13 protein-coding genes are annotated in these 13,496 nt (G+C 74.6%); 7 read left to right on the top strand and 6 right to left on the bottom strand.

Going from position 1 to position 13,496, the window contains the following annotated elements:
- Positions 1-77 precede the first annotated feature (77 nt).
- Positions 78-644, top strand: coding sequence for a YbaK/EbsC family protein (locus tag AB0N04_RS21665; protein ID WP_363365055.1), 567 nt, complete (start codon positions 78-80; stop codon positions 642-644).
- A gap of 202 nt (positions 645-846) precedes the next feature.
- Here the strand turns inward: AB0N04_RS21665 and AB0N04_RS21660 are convergent, their stop codons facing one another.
- Positions 847-1,965 carry a peptidoglycan recognition protein gene (locus AB0N04_RS21660; protein ID WP_360216689.1) on the bottom strand — a complete coding sequence of 373 codons (1,119 nt, stop codon included), beginning with the start codon at positions 1,963-1,965 and terminating at the stop codon, positions 847-849.
- A gap of 405 nt (positions 1,966-2,370) precedes the next feature.
- Between AB0N04_RS21660 and AB0N04_RS21655 the strand changes: the two genes are divergently transcribed.
- A complete protein-coding gene (locus AB0N04_RS21655; protein ID WP_360216692.1) occupies positions 2,371-3,681 on the top strand; it encodes an LAETG motif-containing sortase-dependent surface protein in 1,311 nt (436 codons plus the stop codon).
- A 335-nt stretch (positions 3,682-4,016) separates the two neighbouring features.
- Here the strand turns inward: AB0N04_RS21655 and AB0N04_RS21650 are convergent, their stop codons facing one another.
- Positions 4,017-4,433, bottom strand: coding sequence for a hypothetical protein (locus AB0N04_RS21650; RefSeq protein WP_360216695.1), 417 nt, complete (start codon positions 4,431-4,433; stop codon positions 4,017-4,019).
- Positions 4,434-4,479: 46 nt separating this feature from the next.
- Positions 4,480-5,964 (bottom strand): MFS transporter, encoded by a 1,485-nt coding sequence (locus AB0N04_RS21645; protein WP_360216698.1) that lies wholly within the window; start codon positions 5,962-5,964, stop codon positions 4,480-4,482.
- A 304-nt stretch (positions 5,965-6,268) separates the two neighbouring features.
- Here AB0N04_RS21645 and AB0N04_RS21640 point away from each other — a divergent pair, with 304 nt between their 5' ends.
- From AB0N04_RS21640 to AB0N04_RS21625, 4 genes are all read left to right on the top strand, one after another.
- A complete protein-coding gene (locus tag AB0N04_RS21640) occupies positions 6,269-7,174 on the top strand; it encodes a MarR family transcriptional regulator (RefSeq protein WP_360216701.1) in 906 nt (301 codons plus the stop codon).
- A 135-nt stretch (positions 7,175-7,309) separates the two neighbouring features.
- Complete coding sequence (locus AB0N04_RS21635) at positions 7,310-7,624, top strand: hypothetical protein (protein WP_360216704.1); 315 nt, start codon at positions 7,310-7,312, stop codon at positions 7,622-7,624.
- A gap of 230 nt (positions 7,625-7,854) precedes the next feature.
- Positions 7,855-8,655: a ferritin-like domain-containing protein gene (locus tag AB0N04_RS21630; protein ID WP_360216707.1), complete on the top strand. Its 801-nt coding sequence runs from the start codon at positions 7,855-7,857 to the stop codon at positions 8,653-8,655.
- Positions 8,652-9,458 carry a ferritin-like domain-containing protein gene (locus tag AB0N04_RS21625; RefSeq protein WP_360216710.1) on the top strand — a complete coding sequence of 269 codons (807 nt, stop codon included), beginning with the start codon at positions 8,652-8,654 and terminating at the stop codon, positions 9,456-9,458. Before AB0N04_RS21630 ends, AB0N04_RS21625 begins: the two co-directional genes overlap by 4 nt.
- A gap of 179 nt (positions 9,459-9,637) precedes the next feature.
- Here AB0N04_RS21625 and AB0N04_RS21620 read toward each other — a convergent pair whose 3' ends face one another.
- Entirely contained in the window at positions 9,638-10,408 is a 771-nt protein-coding gene (locus AB0N04_RS21620; protein WP_360216713.1) for an ABC transporter permease, read from the bottom strand.
- Positions 10,405-11,139, bottom strand: coding sequence for an ABC transporter ATP-binding protein (locus AB0N04_RS21615; protein ID WP_360216716.1), 735 nt, complete (start codon positions 11,137-11,139; stop codon positions 10,405-10,407). Before AB0N04_RS21615 ends, AB0N04_RS21620 begins: the two co-directional genes overlap by 4 nt.
- A gap of 69 nt (positions 11,140-11,208) precedes the next feature.
- Here AB0N04_RS21615 and AB0N04_RS21610 point away from each other — a divergent pair, with 69 nt between their 5' ends.
- Positions 11,209-11,811, top strand: a complete 603-nt coding sequence (locus AB0N04_RS21610; protein ID WP_360216719.1) for a TetR family transcriptional regulator — start codon at positions 11,209-11,211, stop codon at positions 11,809-11,811.
- Positions 11,812-11,905: 94 nt separating this feature from the next.
- Here AB0N04_RS21610 and AB0N04_RS21605 read toward each other — a convergent pair whose 3' ends face one another.
- Positions 11,906-13,432 (bottom strand): amidohydrolase family protein, encoded by a 1,527-nt coding sequence (locus AB0N04_RS21605; RefSeq protein WP_360216722.1) that lies wholly within the window; start codon positions 13,430-13,432, stop codon positions 11,906-11,908.
- Positions 13,433-13,496: the final 64 nt, after the last annotated feature.

Raw genomic sequence — 13,496 nt, 5'->3', positions numbered from 1 at the left:
GGGGGGGGCGCCCGCCCCCCCCCCCCGGCCCCCCCCCCCCCCCCGCCCCGGCGGCGGCGGTTCGCTACAGTCGCCCCGTGAGCGACGACGACGTGACCCCGCCCTTCGGGACCTTCCCCCTCGTCCGCCCGGCCCTGGACGTCGGCGAGGAGCTCGCCGCCCCCGTGGCCCGCGCACTGGAGAAGTGGGCCGACACCGAGGCCGCCCGATCCGTCCTGTACGTCGACACGGACCCGGACAAGGCCGACACCGCGGTCTTCTGCGCGGCCTACGACGTGCCGCCGGAGCTGTCCGCGAACTGCGTCGTGGTCGCCGCCAAGCGCGGCGGTGACGTCACCCTGGCCGCCTGCCTCGTGCTCGCCACCACCCGCCTCGACGTCAACCAGGCCGTCCGCAAGCACCTCGGGGCGCGCAAGGCGTCCTTCGCGCCGATGGACACCGCCGTCGACGCCACGGGCATGGAGTACGGCGGCATCACCCCCGTCGGCCTCCCCGCCGACTGGCCCCTGCTGATCGACGCGGCGGTCGTCGCCGCCCCGCACGTCCTCGTCGGCAGCGGACGGCGCCGCGGCAAGCTCATCCTGCCCGGCACCGCCCTGGCCCGGCTCCCGGAAGCCGAGGTCCTCCAGGGCCTGGCCGGCTGAACCGGCCCGGCTTCCGGGCCGGACCGGCCCCTGCCGGCGCAGCAGAGTCACCCGTGATGCCTCAGCTCACTGCCGATCGGCTGCTCACCGGTGTCGGGGCCGCGCCCCCCGCCCGCACCGGGTCTCCGGGTGCGGGCGGGGGCTGGCAGCGGCGGTTGACGGGCGGTCGGGGGCCCGCCGTCATGTGCGCGCCCGGTGGGGCTCAGCCGCCCTGGAGGTGCAGCGCGGTGCTGCGGATGTCGGGGAGCTTGGCGTAGAGCGCGTTGCCGGGGCACTCGGTGGCGAAGCCGTCGCGGTGGCCGGAGACGGTGTTGAAGTCGACGACGGTGCCCTTGGGGTAGAGGCTGGCGTCGGAGCCGGAGGTGAGCTGGTTCGTGTCGCCCGCCGTCTGGCCGGTGAGGCCGAGCTTCCAGGCCGAGATCTTCGCCAGGCCGTCCTGCAGGGCCTGCGGCGGCGTGGTCGAGCCGTAGGTGCCGATGGCGGCGATGCCGGAGGAGTTGGTGTTGAAGCCGAGGGTGTGGGCGCCCAGGACGGGCTGGTCGACGCCGCCGGCGCGGCCCTCGTAGATGGTGCCGCAGCGGTCGACCAGGAAGTTGTAGCCGATGTCGCGCCAGCCGTTGCTCTGGACGTGGTAGGCGTAGATCGACCGGATGATCCCGGGGGCGTCGCTGCAGGCGTAGTCGGTCGAGGTCGCCGTGTGGTGGACGAAGGCCACCTTCACGGTGCCGGTGTAGACGAATCCGGACTCGCGGATGGACTCGTCCGCCCCCCAGCCGGCGCGGGTCACGATGCCGGGGCGCGGAGCGGTGCTGGTGGATCCGGCCGGACGCTCGGGCAGGGTCGTGCTCTCCCGGGTGGTCGCCCCCCGCCCGGGGTCGACGAGTTCGACCCGCAGTCCGCGGGGGAGACCGGCGGGGCCTGGGCGCACGTCCACCGCGACGCCGTCGCTGCGGCCGGTCCACAGCGGGGCGGTGGCGCCGCGGGACGCGTCGTCGGGGGCGTCGGTGGCATCGGCCTCCAGCTGCTGCCAGTCGCTCCACCGGCCGGTGGCGTGGTCACGGGTGCGGACCCGCACGGATCCCTGGGCGAGGGCGTCGGGGGCGCCGTCCCAGACGACGCCGAGGAGTTGGAACGGACGCGTGGCCCGGGGCGCGACGGCACCGCCGGAACCGAGGGCCAGCGAGGTGACGGAGCCGCCGCCGGCGGAGGTGCGCACCGAGGCGGAGGGGCTGCTCGAACCGTCCACGGCGGTTGCCACGGGCTGGAAGAGCAGCGCGGTGGTGCAGCCGGCGAGGACGGCTGTCGGGATCGAAAGGCTCATGGAACGGATGGTCACCATGATTCAGCGGCCCCGCATGCCGCCCGGCGGTCGCGCACCGTGACGGATGGCCTCCGGGCTGCGAGGACGAGGCCGAGGAGATCCCCGACCGGATTCACCCGGTCAGGCGGTGGGCGCCCGCTGGTGGCGGGCTCCGGACCGGTCGCGCACCGGCTCCGCGGGGCGGCTCCGCGCGGCGGCGGAGGGTGGTCGGTCCGGGTGACGGCCGGGGCGGGTCGCGGGCCCGCCGCACGTGCGTGAGCGCCGGCTCGGGCCCACCGGGCGGTATGCGCCCGTTAGCCGTACTTCGTTGGGCCGTCGCGGTGACCCTTGCCGCGACGCTCGTCCCCTGCGGGTGGCGGGACCCTGTAGACGGAAGATCCGTTTTGCGGATCATCTGGGAGCACTATGCGTACTCGAATCACCGCCATGGTCCTGTCCGGGCTGACCTCGGCCGCCCTCGTGTGGGGCACGGGCGGCGTCGCCTACGCCTCGCCCGTCGCCGACCAGGGCCCGGCGGCGGCCCAGGGCGAATGGGTCGCCAGCCTGCTGCGCATGGCCGAGGAGGGCGGCACGTCGGCGGGCGGCGCCTGGGGCTTCACCGGCCGCAGCGACCTGAGGGCGGAGCCGGTCGTCCGCACGGCCGACGGGGGCGACGAGGCGGAGGCGGCGACCGCCGACGGGACGGAGACCGAGCGGATGCAGGCGGACGGGGCCGCCGGATTCGGCCAGCAGGCCGAGGAGGGGGAGCGGACCGCTGAGCAGGCGCCGTCCACGCTCTCCTCGGAGAAGGGGGCGGGTGAGGGCGAGAACTGCGCCGGCCCCGGCCACGAGGGCCACGGGCACATCGGCGGCCCCGGCCCCGGTGAGTGCCACTGCCTCCCGGACGTCCCGCCCGGACACGGGGACCACGGTGACCACGGCGAGCACGGTGACCACGGGGACCATGGCGACCACGGGGACCACGGTGACCATGGCGACCACGGTGACCACAGCGAGCACGGGGACCATGGCGACCATGGCGAGCACGGGGACCACGGGGACCATGGCGAGCACGGGGACCACGGGGACCATGGCGAGCACGGGGACCACGGGGACCATGGCGACCACGGCGAGCATGGGGACCACGGCGACCACGGTGGTCAGGAGCAGGGCCAGGGCCAGAGTGGCCAGCAGAACCAGAACCAGGGGCAGGGCCAGAACCAGAACCAGGGTCAAGGCCAGGACCAGGGCCAGAACTCCAGCCAGAACCAGGGCCAGGACCAGCACGTCGACGTGAACGTCATCGTGCAGAACTTCGTGGCCAACTACCTCAACAACAGTGCCAACAACAGCGCGAACAACAGCGCGAACAACAGCGCCACCAGCAACTCGAACAACTCCGCGCAGAACAGCGCCCAGAACACGGCGCTCAACCACCAGTCCGCCAAGCAGAACAACAACCTCTCCAACCAGCAGAACGCGCTCAACCTGAACAAGATCAAGCTCGTCGCGCAGGAGGAGGGTTCGGGCCGCCCGCCCCACAAGCAGCCCCACGGCGGCGGCCACGAGTCGACGCCCGGCCACCACGGCTCGGGGCACGAGGAGCACGCCGGGCACCACCACGGCGAGCTGGCCGAGACCGGCACCTCGTCGAGGACCCCCGTCCTGCTCGGCCTCTCCGCCGCGTTCCTCGCGGCCGGTGCGGCCGCCGTACGGCTCAGCCGGCGCCGCGCCTGACCGGTGCCGCGCCGCGGTCCGCGTAGCGGGCCGAGGGCGAGCGTGACGACGGGCCCCGCCGGGCAGCTGTCCCGGCGGGGCCCTGTCGTGCGCGGTCGACTCGCCGGCCCGTCGAAGCCGACCTCCTGACGGAACGTCCGTCCCGGCGGTTGACGTGACGGATGGACGACACCGCCCTGGTGGGCCGTGCGCAGGACCTGTGGCGGCTCACGACCTCCTGGCCGAACTCCCTTACGTCCCTTACGCCGGTGGGGCTCCGGTGCCGTCGGAGCCGCCGGGATCCGCGCGCCCGGGCCGGTGGGGCGGGCGGCGTGCGGATCCCGTGGGTGGTGCCCTCAGGAGGCGTCGAGGAGGGCGGTGATCTTGGCGGCCATGGCGGCCTGGGCCGGGTTGGGGCGGGGGCGGGCCTGCCGGGCGGCGTCGATCGCGGTGGTGAGGACGGCGCGGAAGTTGTCGGTCTCGTCGGGGGCCTTGGCGTCCAGCAGGGCGAGGGAGCGGCGGACGGCGTCGAAGACCTGGTCGGCGATGTCGGCGGTCGACCTGCCGTCGAACTTCAGGCCCTTGGGCTTCGCGGCCAGGACGCGTCCGACCAGGCCGGTCGCGGAGGTGATGGCCTTGCCCGCCGCCATGCCGGCCCTGGTGGAGGAGATCGCGCCGGGGTCGGAGGCGGCCATCAGGCAGACGACGCCGTGGGCGGCGGTCTGCAGGGTGAGTTCGTCGTCGGCGGTCAGGGTGCCGGAGGTCTTGTCCATGGTGGTCTGCCTTCTGTGGGTGCTGTTGCGTGCTGTGGGCGAGGGGTCAGTGAGCGGCGGGCAGGGTGTCGGCCGCTGCCCCGTCCTCGTCGTCGGGGGCGTCGTGGTGGGCCAGACGGCTCGCGGGCAGGAACAGGCCGGCGAGGGCGGCCAGCAGGTAGCCGGCGGTGCAGACCAGGGCGCCCGCGAGCAGGGCGGTCCGTAGGGCGGTGGGGTCGAAGCCGTCGTGGGTCCGGCCGAAGAACACCACACCGGTGACGGCGACCCCGAGGGCGGCGCCGAACTGCTGGAAGGTGCTGTAGACGCCGGAGGCGGCGCCCGCGTCGGGCACGGCGACGGTGGCGAGCGCGAGGTCCACGAGCGGGACGACGAGGAAGCCGAGGCCCAGGCCGGCCAGCGCGAGCGGCCCCAGCAGGTCCCAGCCCGACAGGCCCGCGGCGTGCGAGTCGATCACCTGGCGTGCCCAGAGGATTCCGCCGGCCTGCATCAGCGCGCCGACGACCACCAGCGGCTTGCCCACCGTCCGGGCCAGCGGCACGGAGGCGCCGGAGCCGAGGAAGGCGCCCGCGGTGAAGGGCAGCAGCGTCAGCCCGGAGGCGATGGCGGAGAAGTGCAGGCCGAGCTGCAGGTACAGGGCGAGGACCAGGAAGAAGCCGGCCATGGCGCCGGAGAAGCACAGTTGGACGATGCTGCCGGCGGTGAAGCCGCGGTCGGCGAACAGGTGCATCGGGGCGAGCGGCGAGCCGTCGCGGCGCATGCGGCGCCGCTGGTTGGCCACGAACACGGCGAGCACCAGCGGGGCCGCCGCGAGCATGGCCGTGATCCACCCGGGCCAGCCGGCCTCGCGGCCCTCGACCAGCGGGAAGACCAGCAGGAAGAGGCCCGAGGAGGCCAGCAGCAGCCCGGGGACGTCCAGCCGCAGCGGGTGCGCGGAGCGGGTGTCGGGCACCCAGAGGAGGGCGGCCACCAGCAGGGCGAGGCCGATCGGGACGTTGATCACGAAGATGCCGCGCCACCCGATGCCGAAGGCGTCGGCGGAGACGAGCCAGCCGCCGAGGAGGGGGCCGGCGACGGCCGCCATGCCGGAGACGGCGCCGATGATGCCGAGGAGGGCGGCCCGCTCCCGGGGCTTGAAGAGGGCCTGCACGGAGGCCAGGACCTGGGGGACCATGAGTGCGGCGAAGGCGCCCTGGACGACGCGGGCCGCGACGAGGGTGTCGCCGCTGGTGGCGAGGCCGGCCGCCAGCGAGGAGGCGGTGAAGCCGGCCACGCCGGTGACGAACACCCTCCTGCGGCCCAGGATGTCGCCCAGGCGCCCGCCGGTGATCAGGACCACGGCGAAGGCGAGGGTGTAGCCGCCGACGACCCATTCGAGGTGGCCGGGCGTCGCGTGGACGTCCTCCTGGATGGCGGGCAGGCCGACGTTGACGATGGTGGCGTCCAGCAGGTCCATGAAGGAGGCGACGATCAGGACGAGCATCGCCAGGGCGCGGCGGCGGTGGCCGGGCGGGGTGGTCACGGGGGTGGTCACGGGCGGGGCGTCAGTGGGTAGGGGGGTGCGGTGTTCGGACACGGTTCTTCCTCGATCCCTGCGGTGAACGGTGACTGGACGCGACTGGCCGGCGGTCGGGCGGTGGCCGGTCCGGGTGGCGCCGGACGGACGTGGGTACCGGCGCGGGCGGACGGGCCTCGGTGTGAAGGCGGGCGTCCGGGCGTGTGGAGGTGGAGGGTCCGGCGGCGGGCATGCCGGGGCCGGCGTCACGAAGTATTTCGTTCGGACGAAAGAAGCATAGCAACTGCTTCGGCGCGCCGAAACAGTTTGCTAGTCTGGGATCATGACCTCCACCGACCGGCCCTCGCGCGGCGAGCTGATGGCCCGGCTGCACACGGCCGGCCGGGAACTCAGCACCGCCGCGGTGATGTTCCACACCGCCCTCGCGCAGCTGCACGGGCTGAGCGCCACCGAGGAGAAGGCCATCGACCTGCTCCAGCGCCTCGGCCCGTTGACCGCGCGCCAGCTCGGCGAACAGTCCGGGCTGGCCCCCGCCTCCGTCACCGGACTCGTCGACCGGCTCCAGCGCAAGGGCTTCGCCCGCCGGGTGCCGAACCCCTCCGACGGCCGGAGCGTCCTCATCGAGGCCGCCGAGGGCCCGACCGAGGCCCTGGCCCCCCACTTCGCGGACTGGACGGTCGCCCTCGACGGGCTGTGCGCGCGCTACGACGACACTGAACTGGCCGCCATCGTGGACTTCCTCGGCTCGGCCGCCGCCCTCCAGCGCGAGGCGACCACCCGGATGACCGCCGCGAGCCCGGGGCGGGCCGCACCCGTGGCCGAGACGGCCCTCGGCCGCGGCGAGAAGCTGACGCTGCAGACGGCGGCCCACGGCGTGGTCGCCCTGATGGCCGCCGCCGACCCCGGGGCGTTCTCCTCCGCCCGGGCGGGCATCGCCGGCGGCAAGGCGCTGTCCGCCGCCACCGGGCTGGTCGGCCGCGTCCTCGCCGAGAAGCCCAAGGGCATGAAGCTCGGCGGGAAGTCCACCGCAGACCTGGCCGACCAGGTCTTCCCCGCCCTCGCGGCCTCCGTCGCGCTGCTCCGGGACGTCGACCCCGCGGAGGCCGAGAACTTCCGTGCCGTCATGCGGATCGCCGTCGAGGCCGCGCTGCAGACCCGCGACGGCCGGAGCCCCGCCATGGCGGCCATGGCCGCCAAGATCGCCGCCGCCCTCGACGACGGCGTCTGACCTGCTCGGGGCCGCAGCGCTCCATCGCGTCGGCGGTGTCGGCTCTCCGGCGGGGGCGTCGCCCGGCTGCACTGTCGTGAACACCCGTCGACCGCGGCGGCACTCGTCCGTGCCGCTCTCGAACGCAGCACCGGCTTGGCGCCGGTCACCGCCTTCGCCGAGGAAACGCCGTGGTCACCGCACATCCCCGGGATCCCGCTGCACGACCGGCCGGTGACGTACGACGCGTTCCACCGCGCAGGCTTCCGCACGCTGGGCCAGTGGCTCCTGTTCCACCGCCCGGCCGGCCCGGGTGACGCGCCGCCACCGGAGCCGCTGGACCCGGGTGCGGCAGGCGGAGTCGTCGCCACCGTCGACCTCCTCGCTCCCGGGGCCTCACGACGGTGCCGGATCCTGCAGGACCGCGGCTTCGAGGAGGTCGACCTGTTGCGATCGCTCGTCCTGGCCTGAGCCCGTCCCAGCTCTGAACCCGTCCTGCGCCGGTCGGCCCCTGGGAGGCCTCCGGGGCCCGGGCGGTGCGTGCGGGGGGAGCCGGCCGTCAAGCCCCCATCCGATCTCACCCGCACGGGTGAAATGACGGGCCGTTCGGGTCCGGTGACCAAGCCGGTGAGGGGAGGGCGCCGAAGGTCGGACGGAAGTGCCCGGCAACCGGCCGGGCGGACGAGCCGAGACGGGACCTGATGGCCAGCGAGCACATCGACACCCGGCTGCTGGAAGAACTCACCGAGCAGTCACAGGACTTGAACAGCGACGCGATGCGGATCACCCGCGGGTCGCTGACCGACTTCGAACAGGGCGCGCAGCCCGCACGCCGGTGGTGGCAGCGCGGGAGCGCGCTCGCCGGCCTGGCCGGGGCCGCGGGGCTGGCCGGCGTGGCGCGGGCGGTGGCGGCCTCCCCGTCCGCGACGGCGTCGGCGGACGACATCATGGCGCTGCAGACCGCCGCGTCGATCGAGAACCTGGCCGTGAGCGTCTACCAGACCGCCGCCGGACTGCCGTTCATCAAGGACGGCAACAAGACGGTCGCGGCGTTCATCGCCAAGACCACCGAGCAGCACCAGGCTCACGCCAAGGCCTTCAACGCCGCCGCGACCGCCGCCGGCGGCCAGGCCCAGAACAACCCCGACCCGAAGTACAAGGCCGTCGTCGACCAGGCGCTGCCCACCATCAAGACCCCGGCCGACGTGGTGAAGCTCGCCATCACGCTGGAGGACGTCGCCGCCCAGACGTACACCAAGAACGTCGGCCAGGTGAGCAACGCCGACCTGCGCAAGCTCTTCGCCTCCGTCGCCCCGGTCGAGGCCCAGCACCGGGCCGTGCTGCTGGCCGTCCAGGCGCTGCTGGCGGGCAACGCCGCCGACCTGATCACCATCCCCGTCGACCCGGCGAAGCTGCCCGCCGCCGCCGGGAGCGTCGGCTTCCCCGACGCGTTCTACAAGACCGACAACGCCTCCCCGATCACCGAAGGGGCCGTCCAGTGACCGCCGACCGCACCTGGCAGCCCGCCATCGGCGAGGCCGAACTCGCCCGCCTGACGCGGGACATGGACGAGGCCCACCGCGCAACCCTCCCGCTGATGCACGCGACCGGTGCCGACCTGACGGAGGAGCTCCGCGCCGCGGGGCAGGCCGACGCGGGGCGGCGCCGCTTCCTCGTCGGCGCGGGCGGGGCCGCCGCCGCCCTCGTCCTGGCGGCCTGCTCCAGCAGTAAGAGCGTCACCAGCCCGGCACCCACCAGCCCCGCCTCCCCGACGCCCAGCTCGCCCTCGGCGTCCGGGCAGTACACGGGGGACCTGAAGGTGGTGGCGCTGGCCACCGCGCTGGAGAACCAGGCCGTCGTCGCCTACCAGGCGGCGCTGGACGCGGCCAAGGCCGGCAAGCTCGGGACCGTCCCCCCGGCGGTGGCGAACTTCATCACCACCGCGCAGTCCCAGCACGCCGACCACGCGAAGGCCTGGAACGCCGTCCTCACCGGTGCCGGACTGCCCGCCATCACCGGCGTCCCGCTGTCCAACCAGCCCGACACCCTCGCCGCGCTCGGCAAGGCCGCCTCCGTCGGCGACGTCGCCAAGCTGGCCCTCCAGCTGGAGAACCAGGCCGCCCAGACCTACCTCTTCGCGACCTACAACGTCACCAGCCCCGCCGGGATCGCCACCGCGGCCAGCATCGCCCCCGTCGAGGCCATGCACGCGGCGATCCTCAACTACGTCCTCGGCCAGTACCCCGTCCCCGACGACTTCCTGCCCACCGACAAGGCCGCCAGCCCCGCCCTCCTCACCGTCTGACCCACCTCCCCCGAGCAGGCGCGCGCCCGGTACCCACCGGAACCGACACCCCCCGGCCACCCCGGGCGCGCGCCCCTTCCAGTGGGTGAACTCGACGCCTCCGCCGGCTGGTTCGCCCGCGACGGCGGACCTCGGCCCACCCGCCCAGAGCCTTCGGGGCCGGGTGGGCCCGCGCTGCGCTAGGGGGTGCGGCGGCGGAGGGTGGCGGCGCCGAGGGCGAGGGCGAGGAGGGCGGAGCCGGTGACGACGGCGAGGTCGCGGGCGACGGCGGGGTCGGCGGTGGCGGTGGTGGTGAGGCGGGTCATCGCGTCGACGGCGTAGGAGAGCGGCAGGACGTCGGAGATCCAGCGCAGGGCGGTGGCCATGCCGTCGCGCGGGACGAAGAGCCCACACAGGAGCAGCTGGGGGAGGAGGACCGCGGGCAGGAACTGGACGGCCTGGAACTCCGTCGAGGCGAACGCCGACACCAGCAGGCCCAGGGCCATGCCGAGCAGACCGTCGGCGACGGCGACGGCGAAGACCAGCCAGGTGGGGCCGGCGATGTGCAGGCCGAGCGGGCCGAGGGCGAGTGCGGTGGCGAGCGTCGCCTGGAGCAGGGCGACGAGGCCGAAGGCCACGGCGTACCCGAGCAGGAGGTCGAGCCTGCCCAGCGGCATGGTGAGCAGCCGTTCCAGGGTGCCCGTGGTCCGCTCGCGGAGCATGGCGACGGAGGTGACCAGGAACATCACGAGCAGCGGGAAGACGCCGAGCAGGGCGGGGCCGATCCGGTCGAAGGTGGCCGGCTGGGCGTCGAACATGTACTTGAGCAGGACGAGCAGCAGGCAGGGGACGACCAGGAGCAGCGCGACGGTGCGCGGGTCGTGGCGCAGCTGGGTGAGGACGCGGCGGGCGGTGGCGAGGGTGCGCCGCAGGGCGGGTGCCGCCGGGGGCAGGGGGTGTCGGGTGCTCATCGGGCGGCCTCCACGAGCTCCAGGAACGCGCTGTCGATGTCGGGTGCGCCGGTGGCGCGGAGCAGTTCGTCCGGGGTGTCGTGGGCGAGCAGACGGCCCTCGCGCATCAGGAGCAGGCGGTCGCAGCGGGTGGCCTCGTCCATGACGTGGCTGGACACCAGCATGGTGGTTCCGGCGTCGGCGAGGCGGCGGAAGAGCTGCCAGAGGTCCGCGCGGAGCACCGGGTCGAGGCCGACGGTGGGTTCGTCGAGGATCAGCAGCTCGGGGGCGCCGAGGAGGGCGGCGGCGAGCGAGACGCGGGCGCGCTGCCCACCGGAGAGGCGGTCGGTGACGTGCTGCTCGTGGCCGGTCAGGCCGACCAGGGCGATCACCCGGGCGGGGTCGGTGGCAGGTGCGCCGAGGACGGCGGCGAAGTAGGCGAGGTTCTCGGCGACGGTGAGGTCGCCGTAGACGGAGGGGGCCTGGGTGACGTACCCGACGCGGTGGCGCAGGGCGGGGCTCCCGGCCTCCAGGCCGAGCACCTCGACCCGGCCGGCGGCGGTGCGCTGCACGCCGACGACGGAGCGCAGCAGGGTCGTCTTGCCGCAGCCGCTCGGGCCGAGCAGGCCGGTGATGGTGCCGCGGGCGAGGTCGAGGTCGAGGGAGTGGAGGACGGTCCGGCCGCCTCGTTCGACGGTCAGGCCGGTGATCCGGATGGCGGGGGCGTCCGGCCCCGCCGAGGAATTCATCATGTGATGAGTTTTGCGCCGGGGGAGGGTGCCGGTCAAGTGCCGCGCGCCCGCTCCGGGGACAATGGCCCGGTGAGTGGCGAGGGGAAAGAGCGGAAGCGGGTCGGCCGGCGCCCGGGCGGCGAGGACACCCGGGGCGCGGTGCTGGCGGCCGCGCGGGCGGAGTTCGGGGCGCGTGGGTACCAGAAGGCGAGCATGCGGGCGATCGCCCGGGCGGCCGGGGTGGACGCGGCGCTGCTGCACCACTACTTCGGTACCAAGGACCGCCTGTTCCTGGCGGCGCTGGACTTCCCGGTGGACCCGCGGGTCGTCGTGGAGCAGGTGCTCGCGGGGGAGCGGGACCGCGTCGGCGAGCGGGTGGCCGCCTTCGTCCTGGGGCTCTGGGAACAGCCGGCCGTGCGGGACCGGCTGCTGGCACTGCTGCGCACGGCGGCCGCCAGCGAGGAGGTCGCGGCGCTGGTGCGGGGCTTCATGGTCACCGAGCTGGTGGGCCGACTGGCCGGTGAACTCGACCTGGAGAACCCGGAGTTGCGGGTGGAGCTGGTGCTGTCGCAGATCGTCGGACTGGCGATGGCGCGCTATGTGATCCAGGTGGAACCGCTCGCCTCCGCGCCCGTTGAGCACGTCGCCCCGCTCCTGGCCAGGACCGTCCAGGGATACCTGGCCGTGCCCTGAGGGGGCTGACCGAGGCCTGGGGAGGCCTCGGCCGGGACCTGCCGCGCCCGCCGCGACCGCCGCAGACGGGGCGGTCGCGGCGGTCCCGATCCCGTCAACCGGTGCGGGGGTGGCGCGTCGCCGTGCGCCCGGCCGCGTCGAGGATGCGGTCGCGCGAGGCGGCGGCCTCGGCGCGCAGCAGCGGCAGGTCGACGTCGAGGACGCGGCCCGCCCACTTGCGGACCTGCCCGCCGACGAGGACGGTGTCGATGTTCCGGGCGTCGCAGCCCAGGACGACGGTGCCGGTGGCGTCGTTCAGCGGGAGGTTGTTGATCTCGTCGGTGGTGATCATCAGCAGGTCCGCCTGCTTGCCGGGCGTGAGCGTGCCGGTGACGTCGGCCAGGCCGCAGGTCCGGGCGCCCTGCCGGGTGGCGAAGTCCAGGACGTCGTGGGTGTCGATGCGGTGCGGCTCGCGGTCGGTGCCGTAGGCGCCGTTGACGGCGCGCATGCGCTGGACGGTGTGCAGGGCGCGCATCTGGGTGAACATGTCGCCGGCCAGGGCGACTTCGACGTCGATGCTCAGGCCCGGCCGGACCCCGACCGCCAGCGCCTCGTCGACGGCGGGTACGGCGTTCTCCAGCCCGATCTGGGCGTCCGAGGTGGGCGCGAGGGACACCGTGGTGCCGCTGGCCCCGATGGCGCGCCACGCGTCGGGGCTCAGCCCGGTGGCGTGGATCAGCGTCAGGTGTTCCCCGAGCAGCCCCTGGCGTTCCCAGCGGAGGACCGCCTCCGAGGACTCGGGCCCGAAGACCGCGTCCACGCTCACGCCGATGCCCAGGTCGGCCGCCCGGCGGGCGAGTTCCGGCCCGTAGGCCAGGCCGGGGCCCGCGATCCGGTCGGTGGCGAGGGCGGCGAGGCGGACGGTCGTCCGGCTGCCGGTGTACTGCGCGTGCAGGCGGGCCAGATCGGCGGGCCACTGCCCGTCCCAGGCGCCGAAGTGCGGGCCCATCGCGGCGTGCACGCCCCGGATGCCGCTGTCGACCAGGGCCCGGACGGCGGCGTCGGAGTGGGCGGCGCTGCGCGAGTTGTGCGAGAAGTCCAGCATCGTGGTGATGCCCGCGTCGACGGCGGCCAGCGCGGCCAGCCTGGTGCCGACGTACATGTCGTGGGGCCGGTAGACCGGGGCGAACTCGGCGAGCGTGGTGGAGACGTACCCGGCGAGGTCGTTCACGTCGGGCATGGTCCGGCGCAACTGGGCCTGCCAGGCGTGGCGGTGGGTGTCCACGAAGCCGGGCGCGAGGATCGTCCCGGTGGCGTCGACCACGATCGCGTCCGTCGCGGCCCCGCGGGCCCGGAGGTCGGTGCCGACGGCGCTGATGGTGCTGCCCGACACCAGCAGGTCGCCGACGTCGAGGGTGCCCAGCGCCGGGTCCATGGTGAGGACGGTGGCGCCGGTGAAGAGGATGCGGCGCCCCGGGTCGGCGGCGGTCCGGCGGAGCCGCTCCAGGAGGGGGCGGCGGGCGGTGTCGGTGGGGCGGTGGACGGCACGCGCGCCGTCGGCGCCGACCGACGGGCCGACCGACGGGCCGGCGTACGGGTCGGCGTACGGGTCGGCGTGCGGGGGGAACTGATCGCTGCTCATGACGACTCAACCTGGCAGCCTCCGGGGAGGGCCTCCAGGCTGCGCCGTTCCTGGGTGCGCCGCA

This window comes from Kitasatospora sp. NPDC051702, from assembly GCF_040681575.1.
Lineage (GTDB): Bacteria > Actinomycetota > Actinomycetes > Streptomycetales > Streptomycetaceae > Kitasatospora.
This window is presented reverse-complemented; position numbering and strand designations above follow the sequence as displayed.